The organism is Lysobacter capsici (assembly GCF_014779555.2).
GTDB lineage: Bacteria > Pseudomonadota > Gammaproteobacteria > Xanthomonadales > Xanthomonadaceae > Lysobacter > Lysobacter capsici.
Genome location: NZ_CP094357.1, coordinates 5965607 through 5983444, shown reverse-complemented (window position 1 = coordinate 5983444; position 17838 = coordinate 5965607). Strand labels below are relative to the sequence as shown.

The window sequence follows — 17838 nt, the reverse complement described above, 5'->3', positions numbered from 1 at the left end:
CGCCAGTCGGCGCCTCCGCGGGCGACGCACCCACCCACGACGCAGCCACGAACGACAGGACTATCCATGCAAGAACTCAGCGACCTGGCGGTCGTGCGCGTCCGCCATCCGTTAAAAGTGCGGCTGCTGCGCGTGACCCGGGTCGAATCGGTGACGCCGCATCTGCGCCGCGTCGTCCTGAGCGGCGAGGCTCTGGCCGATTTCGTTTCGGCCTCGTTCGACGATCACGTCAAGGTGTTGTTTCCCCAGCCGGGTCAGGACCGACCGGACATGCCGACCATCGGCTCGAATGGCTTCGTCTACGCCGAAGGCGCGATACGTCCGGTCGTCCGCGATTTCACTCCGCGTCGTTTCGATCCCGATGCGCGCGAGCTCGAACTCGAATTCGCCCTGCACGATGCCGGCCCGGCCACCGCCTGGGCTAGACAGGCGCAGGTCGGCCACTACCTCGGCATCGGCGGCCCGCGCGGCTCGCGGGTGATACCGGACGGCTTCGACTGGCATGTGCTGATCGGCGACGACACCGCCTTGCCGGCGATCGCGCGTCGTGTGCAGGAATTGCCGGCGACGGCGCGCGCCATCGTCGTGGCGGAGGTGCAAGATCCGGGCGCGCGCATCGATTTCGTCGCCGCGGCCGCGCTGGACGTGCATTGGTGCTATCGCGGCGGTTCCGATCCGGGTGCCGAGCCGCCGCTGCTGCATGCGGTGCGTGAACTGCGCTGGCCGCAGGACGAGCGCGACGGCGAGGGCTATGTCTGGGCCGCGGGCGAATCGAGCGCGATCCGCGCGGTGCGTCAGCATCTGCTGGCCGAGCGCGGCGTCGACAAATCGCGGCTGCACGCGGCCGGTTACTGGAAGCGCGGCGCACAGGGCGTGCACGAATCGCTGGACGACTGAGTTTCAATCCATTGCCGCGGTCATCGCGACCGCAAGGACCCCCATGTACTCGATTACCCAGACGCTCGAGCGACGCCTGCTGTGGCTGCTCATGCTGACCCAGTTCACCCTCATCATGGATTTCATGGTGATGATGCCGCTGGGCCCGCAGATCATGCGCGCCCTGCACATCTCGCCGGCGCAATTCGCCGCCGCCGTATCGGCCTATTCGATCTGCGGCGGCCTGTCCGGCCTGCTCGCCGCCACCTACATCGACCGTTTCGACCGGCGCAAGCTGCTGCTGGCGATGTACGCGTTGTTCGCCGTGTCCAACCTGGCCTGCGCACTGGCCGACAGCTACGCCTTGTTGCTTGCCTCGCGCGCGTTCGCGGGCATCAGCGGCGGCGTGCTCGGCTCGATCATCATGGCGATCATCGCCGACGTGATCCCGGCGCAACGCCGCGGCGCCGCCACCGGCACGGTCATGACTTCGTTCGCGATCGCCTCGGTGATCGGCGTTCCGGTCGGCGTTCTGCTCGGCGCGCATTTCCATTGGTCGGCGCCATTCTGGCTGCTGGTGGCCTTGTCGCTGATGGTGTGGGTGGGCGGATCGCGGATCGTGCCGCCGCTGAACCAGCATCTGTCGCGCGAGCGCGTGCCGCTGCGCCGGGCCTTTCCGAACCTGTTCAAGCTGTTCGCGAATCCGCGTCATCTGAACGCGTTCGCGCTGACGCTGATGCTGACCACCTCGCAGATGCTGGTGATTCCCTTCATCTCGCCGATGCTGGTCGCCAACCACGGGATCGAACCGGCGCAACTGTCGTGGATGTACATGGCCGGCGGCGTGGCGGCGTTCTTCACCTCGCGCTACATCGGGCGTCTGGCCGACCGTTACGGCAAGCAACTGGTGTATCGCGTGGCGGTGGTGGTGTCGCTGGTGCCGGTGTTGTTCATCACCCATCTGCCGGCGGTCGGTTTCCTCGCGATGCTGCTGTTCTTCCCGTTCTTCATGGTCACGATGAACGGGCGCATGGTGCCGTTGCAGGCGCTGCAGACCACGGTGCCGCAACCCGAGCAGCGCGGCGCCTACCTCAGCGCGAACAGCGCGGTGATGTCGCTGGGCACGGGCCTGGGCGCATGGCTGGGCGGCCTGATGCTGAGCACCGACGCCAGCGGACGCATCGCCGGTTATGGCGCGGTGGGCTGGATCGCGGCCGGCCTGGCGCTGTGTTCGGCCTTGTGGGTGGGGCGCGTGACCTCGGCGGATGCGCCGCCGATGGCGGCACCGGCGGGCGGCGAACAGCGCAGCGGCGCGGCCTGACAGCATCCAGGCGCGGTGTCCGACAAGACGCCTCTGTCTATGTCCGAACTGCGGGTTGTCGCGATTCCCGCCACGCGGCCGCGCCGACGCGCCGAAACGGCATCAGTTTCGGCGCGCACGCGTGCGGGTTTGCATTGGCGAATAACAAGGCCATGGCGGCTGCATGTGGCGCCACGGCCCGTTAAAGAAGCGCAGTCGTCAGCGCGCGCGTTCAGTACGCCTCGTCCGGTCGCGACAGCAGCCGCAGGGCGATGTTCTTGATCGCGGCCTTGCTGGCCTCGCTGGTACTGACATTGCATAGGATCGCCACGCCGCTGCGCGTGTCCGGGTCGAGGTAGGCGGCGGTGAACACGCCCGGGTCGCCGCCCCAGTGGTTGGCCACGACGCGGTCGCCGAGCCGTGCCTGCATCCAGCCAAGCCCCTGGCCGGTAAGCCACGTCGGCAGTTGCGCCGGCTGCCGCATCAGCAGCAGTTCCGTCATGGTCCGCGGCTGCAGGATGCGCGCGTCGCCGGCCGCGCCGTCGTTGGCGGAGGCGGCGACGTAGCGGGTGAGGTCGCCGATCGAACTGCGCAGCATCGAGCCCGGCCAATCGGGCGCGCCGATCGGGCGTTGGCGCACGTACGCGCTGCCGGCCATCAGGTACGGCGTCGCGCCGCGTTCGGCGGGGGTCTCGGCCAGCGTCCAGAACGTGCTGGTCATGCCCAGCGGGGCGAATACTTCGCGCCGGGTCAGCTCGCGCATGTCCTCGCCGCTCACGCGCGCGGCCAACTCGCCGAGCACGGCGAAACCGACGTTGCTGTAGCCCCAGGCCGCGCCGGGCGCGTGCGCGGAAAAACTGCCTTCGGCCGAATACGCCTTTCCGCCCGCCACCAGGTAGTCGCGCAGGAAACCTTGCAGGGACAAGTCGGCATCGCGGCCGGGCGTGCGGAAGTCGATGCGGTAGTAGTTCGCGTCGCTGATGCCAGAGGTGTGCATCAACAATTGCCGCGCGGTGATCGCCGCGGCGCGATGGCGCGGGTGGCGCAGCGGAAAATCCAGATGAGGCGCGACCGGTTCGTCCAGGTCCAATCGGCCTTGTTCGTGTAGCCATGCGATCGCGGTGGCGGTGACGGTCTTGGTGATCGAGGCGAGGTGGAACACCGTATCGGCGTCGATCATGCGCCGCGACTCGATGTCGGCATAGCCGAACCCGCGAGCGAAACGCGTCACGCCATCGCGCGCCAATCCCACCGCCAGCCCGGGGATGCGTGCCTGACGCATCTGCTCGAGCACGAATGCGTTGAATTCGCGCGACGCCGAGTCGGGCGGGGCTGCGCCGCCGGTCAAGCCGAAGGCCGGCGCGGACGCCAGCGCCAGTCCGGCGGCGAGGAAACGCCGTCGACCGGGTAAGGCGTCGTGAGTTTTGTTCGTCTTCATGCCCGCGACCTCGCTGAACGACCGGCTTGCAGGATATCCGTAGGCGCCTACATAATGTCAAGCAGGTGGAACAGGAGACGGTTCATGGACTACCCAAGGCATCTGGGCGGAGCGGCGATAGGCGCTCGTCTTCGGCGTCTGTCCGAACGCATCGACGGCGACGTGGCGCGGATCTACGCCGAGGCCGGTCTCGAGTTCGAGCAGCGTTGGTTCGGCGTACTGAACCAATTGGCCTTGAACGGCCCGGCCACGGTCGGCGAACTGGCGGCGACCTTGGGCATCACCCATGCGTCCATCAGTCAGACGCGCAGCTCGCTGGAGAAGGCCGGGCTGGTGCAGTCGCAGACCGATCCCGACGACGCGCGTCGCAGGCGGTTGCAGCTGACGCGCAAGGGACGGCAGCTGATCGAACGGCTGACGCCGCTGTGGCGAATATTGGATCAGGCCGCGGCGCAAATTGCCGCGGAAGTAGATGGTCTGATCGAATCACTGGACCGGCTCGACGATGCCTTGAGCCGGCAGTCGCTGTTCGAGCGCATCGTCGAGTCGGCGCCGGAGCTGACCGCGCATGGACTCAAACCTGGACGCAAGATTCGTCGATCGTCCTGAAACGATAGGGGCCATGTCGTGGCGGCCAGCGACGGCGACCGGATGCGCGCCGAACCGCAGCGATCCCGCTTGACGCCGGCGTCGCGACTGCGATCGCCGCATCCTCCTGGCGATACCTTCAGCACATGTGGGGCCGCGAGCCGGAGCGCGAGCATGTCGGCTCCCAGCGAGGCTCGCATGATGCACAAACCAGCATTCCGGCACGTGGCCACACTGATACTGATGGTCGGGTTTGCGCTGGCGCACGCGCACGCGCAAACCCAACCGCGATCGGATGCGACCGTCCCCACCCGCGTCTATGTGCTGGGCGTGGATCACGCAGCCCAGTTGGTGGCGAAGCACGACAGCCCGGCGATGCTCGAAGCCTTTCTCGCCCGCAGCCGGGCGGATGCGATCTGCGTGGAGCGGACCGCGGACGCGTTCGCCCGCGACGACTTCTACGAGTTCACCTATGAAGTCCAGGACGTGGTGGTGCCGTACGCGCGCGCGGCCCGGGTCGAGCTGTGCCCGATCGACTGGATGCCTTCGCGCGAAGACGAACTGCTGGGGTTCGGCATGAACCTGAGCGCGCCGCCGGAACTTCGACCGTATCGGGGCTTCCAGCAGTTCCTGACGTTTCCCGAGCCCGCGAGCCTGCGCCGCACGCTCTACCACGCCGACGACGCCGCCAACCTCGACAAGGTCAGGCAATGGGCGCTGACGCCAGCGGCTTCGGCCGCGCGGGATTTGCCGCGACGCATGTTCCTGTATCGAACATTCATGCAGGCCCAGGCCATCGCCCGCGCCGCGCACGCCCGGCCGGGAAAGACGCTGGTGGTGGTAGTGGGCGAGTTCCACAAGCACGACATCGAATCCATCCTCAAGGCCGATCCGCGCATCGATCTGCGCCAGCCGTCGAGCCTGGGCCTGCCGAGCGAGGCAGACATCGCCCGGCATGGCAACCGAACGCAGTTGCTGGCGATAGCGAGCTTCAATCTGCTCGGCATGCAGTCGCGCACCGGCAACGTCGACTTCGAATGGATGCGCGACACGCTGGCGCGGCTATCGGCCCAGCGCGACGATGCCGAGGTCCAGTTGCTGACGACGCGCCTGGCCCGCCTCACGGGGGCGATCGATTCCGATCAGGCGCAGGCCCGCTATGCGGCGATCGCGAACACCGCCGGCGATGCGATGTTCACCTGGACCGGCGTGCTCGACCGCGACCGGCTGGATTCGTATTTCGATCCCTTTGGCAATCTGAGCATCGCCCAGCGCGCCATGGTCGAGCAGGCGCGCGAACTGTATCGCCAAGGCAAGCACCCACAAGCCGATGCAGTGCGAGACGCCGTCGCCGCGCAGCTCAAGCCGCGACAGGCGCGGCAGCTGCGCGGCTATTGGACCGCGGACTTCCTGGGCGATGTCGACCGCAAGAGCGAGTGAGCGCGGGCCGGGCGAACGCGCACGCGTGAATCACTCTTCCCTGCAGCTGCCCTTGCCGGTGCTCTTGCCGCAGCCATTCTTGCAGGTGGCGGCGGAGGAGTTGGCGCCGTCCTGGCAATCGCCGTTGCCGACACCCGACACGCAGGTGCCGCTGCCGGTGCCGGTGGACAGCCGGTACGACTTCTTGTCGCACACCAGCCTGCCCTCCGCGTGGGTCGGACGCGGCGCCGGCGCGCTCAAGGTCTTCGGCGACGCGGCCGCGGGACCGCTGCTGCCGGACTTGGGTGGATCGGCGGCCAGGGCGCAAGCGGATGCGGCGGTGAGCAGGACGAAAAGCGAAGTGCGAACGCTGGTGGCGAAGAACATGATGGAAATCTCCTGAGAGGACGACAACGGGGGAGACGTCTGGTCAAGACGTCGGGTTGTTCGCCGCGGCATCCCTATTGGCCGCGCCCAGTCATTACAACGGCGACGATGCGGTCGTCCGGCCAGTTCGTTCAAGCGAATTGCGCTTGATTTCGAGGCGATCGCTTGAGGTCTCGTGCAACGGTCCGCGCGCGACCCCGCGCTGGATCGCGTTCGATTCGAGCCCGGATACGCGTGCCGACTCGCGTCGATCCGCGGCCAGCGGACAAGTCAGTTACAGGCGCCGACTTTCAAATAGCCATCGCAATTGCTGAGCTTTTTGGTGTCGGATTCCGACACCGTCACCGTGCTTCTGCGTGGCGGCGGCGTGGCCAAGGCATACGTCCCAGGGCCGGTCGACACGATATTGTGCGCGTCGCGCTCCACGTAGCCGGGACCATAGCTGCATTGCGCATGGATCGTGCAATTGCTTTCGCCCGAACGCGCGATGAACTCCATGGTGATGCAGGTCTTCTTCGCCGAAGAGGCATCCCAGGCCGCGGTGCAGGCCGCATGGTGCGAGCCGAAGTTGGGCGACAGCGCGGGGTCCAGCTTTACTTCGTCGTAGGTGTGGGTGGAGTGCTTCGATGTGGACGGACAATCGGCCTCGTCGAATCGCAGCTCCCCATCGCAGTTCACCAGCTTCTTCGCCGCTTCGACGGACAGCCCGGACGGATAGCTGGGATAGTTCTTGGGCAGGCACTGCGTTTTCCCGCCGCACGATCCATCCGGCAGCGTCTGCATGACGCTGGTGCAGGACTGGGACGCGGACGACTGCTTCCAGGCCGCTTGGCACGCATCGCCGGCCGCCTGCGCGATCGCCGCGCCGGATACGGTCGATGCCAGCAAAGCCACGGGGATAAGGAAATGGTGCTTCATCGCGCCTCCATGGGTCGATGGACTCCCCGATCCAGGCGGGAGTCGCGATTCCTGGCGGCTCATGGCACCGGTCGAGTCACAATAGATGACACAGTTCGTGATCGCGCTCGTTGCGCGCGGCGCGATGATGATCATCGACGCGCGGGCACGCGAAAAAGCTAGCGTCGCGCATGGGGCCGGAATGTGATTGCCGTCGACAGGTGAAGCTTGGTGGGCGTGGCAGCGTCCCGGCATCGACAGCCAACAAGATCTCGGGCAAGTCGCGCAGCGACCAAGGCCCGAATGAAGTGCGCGCGACGCTCGTTAATTACCTTCGAATCCGGATAGGTATTTGCGCATGCACGCCGCACTGGCGGGACAGATCGAACGGAATTGAGCGCTATCGCGAACGGCCGACGGAATCGTTTGACGTTCGACCCGTTCGTAGCCGAGTCGGGAGAAGAAGTCGGACGCGGTTTGCGTCAACAGCACCAACTGCGATAGTCCCTGCGAGTGCGCGTGCAGCTCGACGCGCTCGACCAGGCGCCTGCCCAGGCCGCCGCCTCGAGTTCGATCGTTGACCGCCAGCGATCGAAGCAGCCCGGCCTGCCCATGGCGTTCGAGCCCGACGACGCCTGCGAGTTCGCCCTCGCGATCGGCGACCCACCACTCGATCGCCGAGGTGTCCAGGTCGTCGACCGGCAGTCCGGCGCTCGCGAGCAATTCGCGTATGGCCACCGATTCGGTTGCCGCGGCGGGCCGTATGTTCGCGGCGGCCACTACGAGGCGCGCCGTCCGTCGCCGTCGATGCTCGCCTCGCCGCGTTGCTTTGCGAACGGGGCACTGGCCGGTGGCGGGATGTGCTCGATTTTGGACATGCGGTCGCAGCAATCGGTTGGGTTGTGGGTACGATCGAGGGTGAGGCATGTGCTGCTGGAACGCTGACGAGTTACCCAGGCGCAGCCGATCGACCGCGACGATGGGATAGCTCGCGCGTTGGTCCGGCCGTTCCCGGATTCCGGCGCCAAATCCTAGGATGGGACAGCCGCGGCAGCCATCATGCGAGCCATGCAAAGGCTACGAATCTGCGCCCCAATTGGCAACAAACAGCAGGATGGACGATATGCGGATCAAAGCGGTATTCGCGCTTGCGTTTCTATCGGTGGCCCTGGTCGGACAAGCCGCCGAGCCGGGGGTCGTGGCGTTGACGCCATCGGAAATGAAGTGGTCGTCGCAAGGAGGATTGGCCTTGCCTGGCCTGGAGCAGGCCATACTCATCGGCGATCCGACCAAGCCCGGACCTTATACGATCCGCCTGAAATTCCCGGCGGGCTTCAAGGTCGCGCCGCACACCCACACGGACTCGCGCGAGATCACGATTCTCTCGGGCACCTGGTATACCGGTTACGGCGAAAAGGTCGAAGCCGCGGCCCTCAAGAAACTGCCCGCGGGCAGCTTTTACACCGAGCCCGCCGGCGTTCCCCACTATGTCGAGATACGCGAGCCGACCGTGATCCAGGTGAGCGGGATCGGGCCGAGCGGTCGCAAGTTCGTTGGTCCGGGCGCGCCTAAGTGACTAAGGTCTTTCCGTAGGCGGTCGTCAGTCGTTCGTTGCGGCGCGAGTGTCCGCAAATCGTGCGAACTCGTCTACCGCCGATCCGAGTGAGGGCCGGGAAGTTCTATCGTCTGTGGCGAATCGGCGGTCCGAACTCCTCGCAGCGCCGGTTTCCCGGCGCTGCCGGACTATCTGAGGTTCGGCAACCGGGCTGGGCCTGTACCGGGCCCATCGTCGTCGCGAGGTGAGTTCCTCGTGCGCCGATAACCGAACTGTCGGATGGCGAGCATGAGGCTGATAGCGCCGATGAAAAGTCGGTCCATGAAAAATCTCGCGCGGGTCCCGCGTCGGAATTCAGCCAGGCCGCGAAGCGGCTTCGCCCCGGCTATGTCGCCCGCCATTGCCGATGTTCGCGGAAGCGACCGTTGAAATTCCACCTGGGTCATTGTTTTCGCGGTCCTGCCGTGTGGCAGGGTAGTCGGACAGGTAGAAGACGTCCGACGAACGAAAATATCGCCGCCACGGCATTACCAGGTATCTGCGGATATGCAGGCTGCCGTGTAGGTCGTGCGGCACCATGTACGACACCTCCACTTGAAACGGCCCGGTCACCTTGGCGAAAACCTCATTTCGCGACAGCACGACTTTGCGGCCCCTCATGTCTGAGCCGCTGATTCCGCGGCTTCGCATATCGCGGTAAGCGTCCGCGGCGCAACTGTCGAGCGAACGCCACGCGGTCAGGTAGCCAAGCGCGAGGACGGCGGCGAGCAAGGCGGCCGCGCTGACAGCGGCTTTTTTCAAGATCGTCATCGGTGGCTCTCCACGCTGAAACTGCGTGTATCGGCTCTCCATCATCAGGATGATGCCGTGTCGAGAGCAAGGCGCATGGCGGAGAGGTTCATTGGAAATTCCGTTGATGCTTGAATCGAAGCAGATAACGGATTCGCCCGGGTCTGCGTTTCGTGCGGCGTCCTGGACGAATGCGCGAAAGCCCGCTGTGCCCCGTTTCGGCCCCCTGTTTCGACTCCGATTCCGCCCCCATTTACCCCGCTTGACAAAGTGCCTACCGGCGACCATAAAGCACAAATATCTGTGCCAAATGGCTCTCAGATGGGCGGCTTGATCTCTATCGGGGCGGATCCAGGCAGGCGTAATCGGGGAGCGACCCGCCGTCGCGCTCCGACCGGAAAGTCCGCCCGCGCCATTCACGGCGCCCGCGAGCCTGCCCAACCTATCCACATGGATGCGCGATCGGTTGCACGCCTAGTCCGCGGCGTTTTCCTGCTGCTGTGCATGACCGTCGCCGGCACCCAGGCCGCCTGGGCGCAGGCCTGCGATCCCGTGTTCACCGGCAACCCGCTCAACGTAAGCGGACTCGGCAACGGCGCGTTGACCTCGGCGCTGGATGTCACCAGCACGCCGGTCGTCAGCACGACGCTGAGCGCTTATACGCCCACGCCGGCGGGTGCGAGCACGCGCTCCGCGCCCGCGGCCAACACCATCAATTACACCGACCCCGCGCCGGCCAGCGCTGCGGTCTCCGGTCAACACACCTTTAGCTTCGCCCGTCCGGTTCCCGTCATATTCGAGGCGGGCTCCACGTTCGGCGGGCCCGATTCGAATCTGGATGTCGACCAGGACCTCATCACCTTCACCGCGATCGGCGCATCGCCGGGTTTCTCCTGGGTCAGAGCGCCCGCGGTCGACAACGCTCAAACCGATATAGAGATTTCCCCCGATGGGCTGACCGCCACGGTGCGCGGACCGTCGTTCGGCACGCGCCCCGGATCGTTCGCGCAATATCGATTGAGCACCAACGGCACGGTTACGGGCGTCCAGTTCACCTTCAGAACGACCCGCGACGGGGTCGGCGGCAATTCGGCCCAGTTCGAAATCAACGTTCCGACCTGCAGGCCCGTGCTGACGCTGGCCAAGACGGTGATCAACGACAATGGCGGCACCGCGCTCGACACCGCGTGGACGCTCGCCGCGGCCGGCCCGACGCCGATCAGCGGCACCGAGGGCAGCGCGGCGGTGACCAACGCCACGGTGAGCGCCGGGACCTACACGCTGTCGGAAACCGGCCCGGCAGGCTATACGCAAACCGCTGCGTATAGCTGCGTGGTCAACGGCGGCGCGCCGGTTGTGAGCAACACGCTCGCGCTGCCCAATCTCGCGGCCGCCACCTGCACGGTAACCAACAACGACAACCCGGCGACCTTGCGCCTGATCAAGAGTCTGGCGTCGCGCGCGGCGGCGGCCGATGAGTTCGCGACGGTCATCCTCAATGGCGGCACGGCGCTCGCGTTCTCGCCGCCGACCTCGGGCGCCACGCCGACAACGGCCAGTACGGCGGCGACCGTTGTTCCCGCAGGCGTCGCCTTGACCCTGCGCGATGCGCAGACCTCCGGTCCAAGCGATATCGCCAGCGCCTACACGCGCGCGATCAGCTGTGTCGCCGGTCCGGGCAATGGGTCGGTTCCCATACCCACGCCGACCGGGCCGACCGTGGCCGATCCGAACGCCGAATGGTCGTTGACCATGAACGCCGGCAACGATGTCGTTTGCACCATCACCAATACCGCCGCCGTGGCGACGCTGCAGTTGGCCAAGGCCTGGGCGGCGGGGAGCCTGGCGGGGCATCAGGTGACGATCGGCGCGACCACGGGCGGCGCGAACAATACCGCGGGCTTCACCGCGACCGCCCCGACCGCGGCCAACAGCGGCGCGCCGGTCAACGTCAACGTCGGCAATGTCATTACGCTTCCGGCCGAGGGCGGCGCGAATATCGGCAGCTATTCGACCGCGCTCGCCTGCACCGGCGGCCACACGCTGTCGGGGACCAACGGCCAGCAGGTCAACACGCTGACCATCACCAGCGCCAATGCGGCGGTGTGCACCTATACCAACACCTTGCGGCCGGTCGATCTGACCATCACCAAGACCAACACGCCGGCGGCCGGCGCGATCGATCAGGCGACCGACACGGTCGCGGCGGGGCCGACCACCTACACGTTGGTCGTCACCAACAACGGCCCGGGCGAGGTCACCGGCGCGATCGTCAGAGACGCGCCGACTGCGGGAGTCGTTTGTCCGCCCGGCAATGCGGTGACGTTCGTTCCGGGGCCGGGCGTGCCCGCGGGCAGCTTCACCGTCGCCAATCTGACCGGCGCGGGGATCGCGCTGGCTACGTTGGCCGCGGGGCAGAGCACGACGCTGTCGTTCACGTGCACGGTCCAATAGCGGCCGTCTTCGCCAATCGCGGCCAGGCGCATGGATCGGGCATCGAGTGTTGTCTGGCCGCGCCGAGGCCATGACACTGCCGCAACGCGCGCCGGTCCAGGCTGATCGCCGGGTCGCCACTCGGAACTACCGCCATGACCGCGCGCAAACCGCCTGAAAAATCGCGCAAGGCCCGCCGACCGCCTGCGGGTCCTGAGGCCGATGCGGAAGCATCGACCTACGCCGAAAGCCTGCGCCGACACGGCCAGTTGCACGAAGGGCAAGGCCCGTTGCCGCCGGGCGCGACCCACGTCGCCAGCAAGAACGGCGGCAAGCCCACGCTCAAGCGCAAACGTTTTTCGGCGTTATGACGTCTCGCCGTGGTGCACGCGGCAGCCGCAGGCAAAGCAGGCGCGTTCGAGCGTCTTGACGCCACCGCGTTGAGCGATGCGATGGGTGACCGGATAGCCGACCGTCGGCCTGGTCTTGCGCGCACCGACCCCCGCCGGGGCGATCGCGCTGCGTTGCACGGTGTTGCCGGCGCCGTTGTGCCTGATCTGACCGCGCGCGGCGAGGCCGGCGACGAAGGCGCGCACTTCCTGTTCGGTCGCGGAAGCATCGGGCACCGCGCTCATCACCGCGGCGACGCCGACGCGACTGGGCAAGGCCCCGACCAGGATCGCTTCCGGGCCGTGCGCGCGCACGCCCTTGAGGAAGCCGGCGATGCCCGACAGGTCGATCGCACGGCGGTGGCTGAGTTCCGCCATCGCCATGCCGCCCAGCTTCACCGCGCGCTTGCCCAGGCGCGTGCCCGCGGCGGCGCCGAGCCGGTGGCGCGCGTCTTCGTTCGCGGCGGCGTTGAGTTTCACCGCGCCGCGGCCGGCGGCCTTGCCGGCGAGTTCGGACCGCGGCGCGATCATCGCCGAGCTGCCCAGCAGGATGTTGTGCATGCGGAAGGCCTGACTGATCAGCTCATAGTGCGCGCCAGCGAACATCACCTGATCCTGTTGCGCCATCGCGCGGCCGACCGACTGGAACAGGCGCAAGGTCATCGGCGCGTTTTCGGCCGCCGAGAACAGCAGGCGGCCGGCGGTTTCGGCGGCTTTCCACAGTTGCGCCTCGGTCTTCGACGGCGCATTGGCATACAGCAGGCCGATCAGGTCGTAGAAACATCCGCTGAACACCTGGCCGAAGCTGTGGATCTCCGCGATCAGCGCGCCGGGCGGGCCGTCGGCCGGCAACGACGAGGGCAAGGTCCAGCGCAGCTTGTTGTGCGCGCGGCGCGGCACCGACGCGTTGTGGTTGGGCTCGAGCTGCTTGATCGCCCAGGACAGATCCTCGGCGGTGGTTTCCAGCACATTGGTCTTGTTGACCTTGGCGCTGGCGACCAGCTCGCGGCGCAAGGCGCGGTCGTTGAGCGCGGTCAGGATGGCGACGCAATCGCCGAAGGCCTCGTGGAAGGCGCCGGCTTCGAGGAACTCGGCGCCCCACAGTTCCGGCCACAGCGCATCGAGCAAGGCGTGTCCGATTTCATGCGCGACCACGTCGGTGCTGATGCCGGACTGGACGACGGTGTCGCCGATCGGATAGTGGAAGAACTGCACCGCGCGGCCGGTGTAGTACGCGTTGAGGTCCTCGCCGGCATCCGGATCCAGCCGCAGGCGTTTGACCGGCACCGCGCGCGCCCAGCGCATCAGCGGCGCGCCGCGCACGGTCTCGAACATCTCCAGCGCGGCGAGCGCCGCTTCACGCGCCTGCCAGTGCAGGAATTGCGGCGTGCCGCGGGCGTAGCGCGCCTGCGGCGGCGACGGCGGCATGTCGAAGTGCGCGCGCGCGGTCGAACGCGACGGCCGTGGCGTTTGCCCACGCATGATCGAGAAGCCCGCGGCGCGCGGATCGTTGGGAATGTAGTTGATGGTCATGACAGGGCTCCGACCCTAGCGGGTGGCTTCGAACACCCTCGCATTCGGCCGCAGTTCCGCCAGCGCCGACAGCGGCGGCGGATTGGCCTCATCCCAGGTGCAGGGGTTGAAGGTGCGCGCGCCGGTGAGCGCGCGCGAGACGGTGGACGCCATCTGCAGCGAGTAATCGGCGGCGGTGATATCGATCGAAGGCGGCGCGGTTTCGCAGGCCGGCAGCGCCGGATCGAACTGACCGAAGGCTTCGCTGCCGGGCAGATTGCGATACCACTTCGCGCGCAAGGTGTTGCAGCTGCCTTCGGGCAACATGTCCGCCACCGACGGCGACTGCGCCGTGGTGTGGCAGCTCATGCAGGCCGAGTCCGGGTTGTCCACCGGGCCGTTCAAGCGCGGCTCGGGATGCTTGAACGTGACATGCGCGCGGGCGTACGCGGGCGCGGCCGGATTGATCCACGAATGGGTGACCGTGGTGCCGTCGGGATCGTTGCCCCAGGTCAGCCCCAGCGGCGCCATCTTTCGCCACGGCGAGGTGCCGGGCAAGCTCTTGTCGTACACGTAGGTGAGGAAGTACCAGCCGGTGACGCCGGCGCGCGCGTCCTTCACCGCGATGTCGATCTGCAGCAGCCGCACCGGCAACGCGGTGCCGGCCGCGGCGCCGCTGCTGTTGGGCATCACATCGACTTCCAGTGAGCCGGTCAGCGGGTCCTGTCCACTGAGGAAATCGCTCGGTTTGGCCGCGCTGAACAACAGCTTGTAGACGAAACTGCCCTGCGTGAACTGCATGCGGTCGCGACGCGGCGTATCGACGCCGGCCACGCTGGTATTCCACAACTGTTGAAACACTCGGCCGCCGCGCGCGTCGTAATAGGCCACGGCGTAATTGGCGAAGCCGTTGAGATTGCCGGCGAGTTCGCCGGCGGGCACGCGCCGCTCGCGGGTCATGCCGTAGGCCGCTTCGCGCGTGCCCGGCGCGCTGGTGTTGCCATAGAACATGCGCGGCGCCGGATACCAGGCCTGACCGCGCAACGCGGGCACGATCGCGCGACCGGCGTTGTCGAAGTAGTCGGCATCGTTCGTCAACGTCGGCGTGAGCGCGCGCACCGGCGCGCTGGCGAAGGCGTAATTGCGCAAGGTGAGGGCGTAGGCCAACCGCTTTGCTTCCTGGCGCGGATCGACACTGGCCGCCGTCCACGGTCGCGTGGTGGTCGGCACGCCGGTGGCCGCGTTTTCGAGCTGGGCCGGCATGAACCACGGCCCGGCATAGCCGCTCGGCAAGGTCGCGCGCGGCACGATGAAATCGGCGAAGCGCCCGCGGCATTGGGCCATGAACGTGCCCTGCGCGCTGGGCTTGCCCTGTTGCGTCACCCGCAGGCAACGCGCGCCGGTGGCGCAGCCGGTCACGCTGGGCAGCACGCCGGCGAAGGCCGCCGCTTCAGCCGGTGCGTCGGCCGACCGTTCGGCCGGCGCAGCGGTTTCCGCCACGTTCGGATGCTGCGGCGAATTGCTGGAACACGTGGCGATGGCCAAGGGCGCGGCCACCGCGAAAACGAGGGTCCCTGCGCTACGAAGGTTCATGCGACGTCCCTACCTTCCGTGATCTCCTGCTCCGAACAACGCGGGGGCCTGGGAAAAGGGGACAACTGGGTTGCAGGAACTCACGCCGCATATGAATGGGGCACCGGCTGCCGCGGATACCCGCGGCTGCGTTCGCCGCTGGCCGCAAGCGGACACTCGTTCCCGTTTGCTATCTAAGCCGCTGCATAACCTGCGAGATGGGCGCTTCCCGTTGCTTGGCGGCTCGCGGGCCGGCCTTCTTCGAAGCCAGGCGACATTGCCGGTGCGCGCGGTGTTGGCGCGCTACGGCCATGGCGACGGCAATGCATCGAGCGCATCGAAGTGGAGCTCAGCCCGCGCTGCGGGCGATGCGACTCAACGCCGTGATGTCATCCGGTCGGCCCCGGCGTGGCTGACGTCATGTCCGCGTTACCGCGAGCCGGCGCGGCATGTCGGCGTGCGCCGACATCGTCGTATGCCGCCGCGTTACTTCGCGCACTGCCTGAGTTGCTTGATGAACGGCGCGGCGTCCGCCCAGTGCAGCGCCAGCGCGACGTTTCCATCGATTCGTCCAGGTTCCGCTGAGCGATCCGATAGCGAACGTCGGACGATGCACCACACTAATCCTTGGTGCTGAAATCCTTGGCGCAGTCTGCCCAGGCCGGCGCGCATTGCGCCGACTGCGCCGAGCACAGCGCCTGGCTCGCGCGCTGCGCGTCGATCTTGCTTGCGCCACGGCCGACATGGACGCGTCCGCCGGAGAGTTCGCCAGCGCCCGCGGAGGCGGTTGTCGAGGCGGCGCCAGGCGTACCGGTTCCGATCATGAATGCCGCGCACTCATTTTGATAATTAGCGATGATCTTGCAGCTCTTGCCGCCACCGTTTTCCGCGCATCGATCCAGCGCGGCGCGTTCGGCGCTACGCTTGCTTATGTGCTCGACCGTCGCGAGCCCGTCTGGCTGCGACGGACGCTGCCAACGCGGGTCGTTGCTGTGGCCAATCGCACCGGTTTGGGGTGCATAGGCGAAAGCGCCATAGGCCTTGAGCACAAAATCGCGAGGCGCCCGCGGCTGCGATGGGGCGGCTGGCTCCGCCGGCCTGGGCTGGTTCTGCGGCCAGGCATTGGGCGGGATACAGCCGGGGTTGTTGGGAATGCCCGCCGGGCATTGCGCCCTCGCGATGTTTCCCCAATGCATGCCGATCAGCATCGCAATGCTCGCCAGTGCCCAGCTGGTCCGTGTGCTGCCCATGGGATTATCAAATCTCATCGCCCGTCCTGGTTTCATTCTGGCAGATCGGCTCCGGCATCTGGCGGGCTCGATGGGGCGAAGCCGCGAGGAGCGGGCGAGTCCGCCCCTGACGGCAAGCCTAAACACACGGCGCAGGCTGGCCTGAGTCGGCTGGCGCCTCGCCTCGCCGGTGGCTTGGCGATGACTTTGGAAAATACATTCCGCCCCGTATTTACCGGCTCCGTGTTTCCCGGCATCGAGGGCATGGGCGTTGTTGCTTGACAGGCCGATGGATATGGCTGGACCCTTGGCGGCATGAACATCGATATTGAAAAGCTCAGCCTGAGCGAGCTGACGTCCCTGCTGGCCGCCGCGGAGAAGCGGAGACAGTTGATCTCCAGCCGTCGCCCCATCGCCCTGGTCCGCCGGAAAGCGATCGCGCTCGCCGCCCAGTGCGGCTACACGATCGAGGAACTCTATGGCGATCGACCGCCGGTCGAGAGCGTCGGCAAGAAGCGGACGTCGCGACGGAAGCCGAGCAAGGTGGCCGCCAAATACCGCGACCCGGACAACAAGCGCAACACCTGGTCGGGTCGCGGGCGGATGCCCGTGTGGCTGGCCCAGAAGACCAAGCATGGCCGCAGCGTCGCCGACTTCCTGATTCCCGGCCTGGCGAAACCCACCGCGCGCAAGAGCAGTTCCATCGGCAAGAAAACCGTCTTCAAGCAGAGCTGACGCGGAATCCTTGATGCCTGAAAGGCTGCGCGAGCTGCGTGCGGCCGCTCATGCTTCGGCGGGTAGTCGGTCCGGCGCGACTGTGCGTAGTGACGATTCATCGCCGTTGTTGGCCGCTAGCGGGTAATCGCGTCTTCGCAGACGCCTGAAACAAACCAAGTCGCGCAGCGGCGTCGGCTTGAACACATCGCTCACGCTGGTCGGCAATCTGGCGACAGCCGTTACAAAGGCCGCCGTGAACCCCGTTCTCGATGGAACTCACGCAGGAAGGAACCGCGATGCCGCATCAAGCCGCCGCCGAATGCTTGTCGCGCCTGATGGGCCAGGATCATTTCGCCGGCGATCCGGCGACGATTTACACCGGCGTCCAGGACCCGCGCGAACGTCTCGCCATGAATGCCCGCTTCGACCGGGCGCTGGCCGCCTTGCGCGATGCCGCGCGGGATGGCGCGACACCGCGCATATGCCTGGATCTGATTGACCGACACCTGGCCGGCTTCGTACGCGTCGAGCTGGATACCGAAGATGCCGAACGGGTCGCCGAATGCTTCGAGATGGCCATGGACTGCCTGGGGATCGAAAGCTCCGAAGGGATGCTCAATCGATGGCTGTACGGTTTTGATCCGTAGTCGACGCAGTCGCATCCGCGTGCAGGCGCGAACGCGCAAGACATGAGGCGCTGATCAAAGCCTCGCTCGCTACAAGCGAAGGCGCCGGCC

The 17838-nt window shown here is 66.8% G+C and carries 17 protein-coding genes; 9 read left to right on the top strand and 8 right to left on the bottom strand.

Annotated elements, in window-relative coordinates; translation table 11 throughout:
* Window positions 1-66: 66 nt before the first annotated feature.
* Window positions 67-897: a siderophore-interacting protein gene (locus IEQ11_RS24640; RefSeq protein WP_191821519.1), complete on the top strand. Its 831-nt coding sequence runs from the start codon at window positions 67-69 to the stop codon at window positions 895-897.
* Between the two features lie 43 nt (window positions 898-940).
* Window positions 941-2197: an MFS transporter gene (locus IEQ11_RS24635; RefSeq protein WP_191821518.1), complete on the top strand. Its 1257-nt coding sequence runs from the start codon at window positions 941-943 to the stop codon at window positions 2195-2197.
* A 211-nt stretch (window positions 2198-2408) separates the two neighbouring features.
* Here the strand turns inward: IEQ11_RS24635 and IEQ11_RS24630 are convergent, their stop codons facing one another.
* Window positions 2409-3614: a serine hydrolase domain-containing protein gene (locus IEQ11_RS24630; protein ID WP_191821517.1), complete on the bottom strand. Its 1206-nt coding sequence runs from the start codon at window positions 3612-3614 to the stop codon at window positions 2409-2411.
* Between the two features lie 162 nt (window positions 3615-3776).
* Here IEQ11_RS24630 and IEQ11_RS24625 point away from each other — a divergent pair, with 162 nt between their 5' ends.
* On the top strand, window positions 3777-4223 hold the full coding sequence (locus IEQ11_RS24625) for a MarR family winged helix-turn-helix transcriptional regulator (RefSeq protein WP_247024666.1): 447 nt from the start codon (window positions 3777-3779) through the stop codon (window positions 4221-4223).
* A 204-nt stretch (window positions 4224-4427) separates the two neighbouring features.
* Window positions 4428-5642 (top strand): hypothetical protein, encoded by a 1215-nt coding sequence (locus IEQ11_RS24620; protein ID WP_247024664.1) that lies wholly within the window; start codon window positions 4428-4430, stop codon window positions 5640-5642.
* A gap of 30 nt (window positions 5643-5672) precedes the next feature.
* Here IEQ11_RS24620 and IEQ11_RS24615 read toward each other — a convergent pair whose 3' ends face one another.
* The 3 genes from IEQ11_RS24615 to arsN2 all read right to left on the bottom strand — a co-directional run bounded on the left by IEQ11_RS24615 (window position 5673) and on the right by arsN2 (window position 7685).
* Entirely contained in the window at window positions 5673-6008 is a 336-nt protein-coding gene (locus tag IEQ11_RS24615; RefSeq protein WP_036105339.1) for a hypothetical protein, read from the bottom strand.
* A gap of 270 nt (window positions 6009-6278) precedes the next feature.
* Window positions 6279-6926, bottom strand: a complete 648-nt coding sequence (locus IEQ11_RS24610) for a hypothetical protein (RefSeq protein WP_191821514.1) — start codon at window positions 6924-6926, stop codon at window positions 6279-6281.
* Between the two features lie 303 nt (window positions 6927-7229).
* On the bottom strand, window positions 7230-7685 hold the full coding sequence (arsN2, locus tag IEQ11_RS24605; protein ID WP_191821513.1) for an arsenic resistance N-acetyltransferase ArsN2: 456 nt from the start codon (window positions 7683-7685) through the stop codon (window positions 7230-7232).
* A 343-nt stretch (window positions 7686-8028) separates the two neighbouring features.
* Here arsN2 and IEQ11_RS24600 point away from each other — a divergent pair, with 343 nt between their 5' ends.
* Window positions 8029-8481: a cupin domain-containing protein gene (locus IEQ11_RS24600; protein WP_046659569.1), complete on the top strand. Its 453-nt coding sequence runs from the start codon at window positions 8029-8031 to the stop codon at window positions 8479-8481.
* 333 nt (window positions 8482-8814) lie between these two features.
* Here the strand turns inward: IEQ11_RS24600 and IEQ11_RS24595 are convergent, their stop codons facing one another.
* Window positions 8815-9270: a hypothetical protein gene (locus IEQ11_RS24595; protein ID WP_191821512.1), complete on the bottom strand. Its 456-nt coding sequence runs from the start codon at window positions 9268-9270 to the stop codon at window positions 8815-8817.
* A gap of 249 nt (window positions 9271-9519) precedes the next feature.
* Between IEQ11_RS24595 and IEQ11_RS24590 the strand changes: the two genes are divergently transcribed.
* Both IEQ11_RS24590 and IEQ11_RS24585 read left to right on the top strand, forming a co-directional pair.
* The gene (locus IEQ11_RS24590) at window positions 9520-11703 is read left to right on the top strand and encodes a DUF11 domain-containing protein (RefSeq protein ID WP_191821511.1); all 2184 of its coding nucleotides are present in this window, start codon (window positions 9520-9522) and stop codon (window positions 11701-11703) included.
* 134 nt (window positions 11704-11837) lie between these two features.
* Window positions 11838-12053 (top strand): hypothetical protein, encoded by a 216-nt coding sequence (locus IEQ11_RS24585; protein WP_096417479.1) that lies wholly within the window; start codon window positions 11838-11840, stop codon window positions 12051-12053.
* On the opposite strand, the gene IEQ11_RS24580 is transcribed toward IEQ11_RS24585, so the two are convergent.
* The 3 genes from IEQ11_RS24580 to IEQ11_RS24570 all read right to left on the bottom strand — a co-directional run bounded on the left by IEQ11_RS24580 (window position 12048) and on the right by IEQ11_RS24570 (window position 16423).
* Complete coding sequence (locus IEQ11_RS24580; protein ID WP_191821510.1) at window positions 12048-13604, bottom strand: gluzincin family metallopeptidase; 1557 nt, start codon at window positions 13602-13604, stop codon at window positions 12048-12050. The two genes, IEQ11_RS24585 and IEQ11_RS24580, sit on opposite strands and share 6 nt — an antisense overlap.
* Before the next feature lie 15 nt (window positions 13605-13619).
* Entirely contained in the window at window positions 13620-15176 is a 1557-nt protein-coding gene (locus IEQ11_RS24575; protein WP_191821509.1) for a hypothetical protein, read from the bottom strand.
* A gap of 599 nt (window positions 15177-15775) precedes the next feature.
* Window positions 15776-16423, bottom strand: a complete 648-nt coding sequence (locus IEQ11_RS24570) for a DUF4189 domain-containing protein (protein ID WP_191821508.1) — start codon at window positions 16421-16423, stop codon at window positions 15776-15778.
* Window positions 16424-16699: 276 nt separating this feature from the next.
* Here IEQ11_RS24570 and IEQ11_RS24565 point away from each other — a divergent pair, with 276 nt between their 5' ends.
* Together IEQ11_RS24565 and IEQ11_RS24560 are read left to right on the top strand one after the other, a co-directional pair.
* The gene (locus IEQ11_RS24565) at window positions 16700-17119 is read left to right on the top strand and encodes an H-NS histone family protein (protein WP_096417467.1); all 420 of its coding nucleotides are present in this window, start codon (window positions 16700-16702) and stop codon (window positions 17117-17119) included.
* A gap of 251 nt (window positions 17120-17370) precedes the next feature.
* Window positions 17371-17748 (top strand): DUF4844 domain-containing protein, encoded by a 378-nt coding sequence (locus IEQ11_RS24560; RefSeq protein WP_191821507.1) that lies wholly within the window; start codon window positions 17371-17373, stop codon window positions 17746-17748.
* Window positions 17749-17838: the final 90 nt, after the last annotated feature.

What these genes read in the sequence shown, in the direction of transcription:
- IEQ11_RS24640 (WP_191821519.1), top strand. Translation starts at nt 67, where the DNA reads ATGCAAGAACTCAGCGACCTGGCGGTCGTGCGCGTCCGCCATCCGTTA.
- IEQ11_RS24610 (WP_191821514.1), bottom strand. Translation starts at nt 6,926, where the DNA reads ATGAAGCACCATTTCCTTATCCCCGTGGCTTTGCTGGCATCGACCGTA.
- IEQ11_RS24570 (WP_191821508.1), bottom strand. Translation starts at nt 16,423, where the DNA reads ATGAGATTTGATAATCCCATGGGCAGCACACGGACCAGCTGGGCACTG.
- IEQ11_RS24630 (WP_191821517.1), bottom strand. Translation starts at nt 3,614, where the DNA reads ATGAAGACGAACAAAACTCACGACGCCTTACCCGGTCGACGGCGTTTC.
- IEQ11_RS24635 (WP_191821518.1), top strand. Translation starts at nt 941, where the DNA reads ATGTACTCGATTACCCAGACGCTCGAGCGACGCCTGCTGTGGCTGCTC.
- IEQ11_RS24575 (WP_191821509.1), bottom strand. Translation starts at nt 15,176, where the DNA reads ATGAACCTTCGTAGCGCAGGGACCCTCGTTTTCGCGGTGGCCGCGCCC.
- IEQ11_RS24585 (WP_096417479.1), top strand. Translation starts at nt 11,838, where the DNA reads ATGACCGCGCGCAAACCGCCTGAAAAATCGCGCAAGGCCCGCCGACCG.
- IEQ11_RS24595 (WP_191821512.1), bottom strand. Translation starts at nt 9,270, where the DNA reads ATGACGATCTTGAAAAAAGCCGCTGTCAGCGCGGCCGCCTTGCTCGCC.
- IEQ11_RS24600 (WP_046659569.1), top strand. Translation starts at nt 8,029, where the DNA reads ATGCGGATCAAAGCGGTATTCGCGCTTGCGTTTCTATCGGTGGCCCTG.
- IEQ11_RS24615 (WP_036105339.1), bottom strand. Translation starts at nt 6,008, where the DNA reads ATGTTCTTCGCCACCAGCGTTCGCACTTCGCTTTTCGTCCTGCTCACC.
- IEQ11_RS24560 (WP_191821507.1), top strand. Translation starts at nt 17,371, where the DNA reads ATGGAACTCACGCAGGAAGGAACCGCGATGCCGCATCAAGCCGCCGCC.
- IEQ11_RS24565 (WP_096417467.1), top strand. Translation starts at nt 16,700, where the DNA reads ATGAACATCGATATTGAAAAGCTCAGCCTGAGCGAGCTGACGTCCCTG.
- IEQ11_RS24580 (WP_191821510.1), bottom strand. Translation starts at nt 13,604, where the DNA reads ATGACCATCAACTACATTCCCAACGATCCGCGCGCCGCGGGCTTCTCG.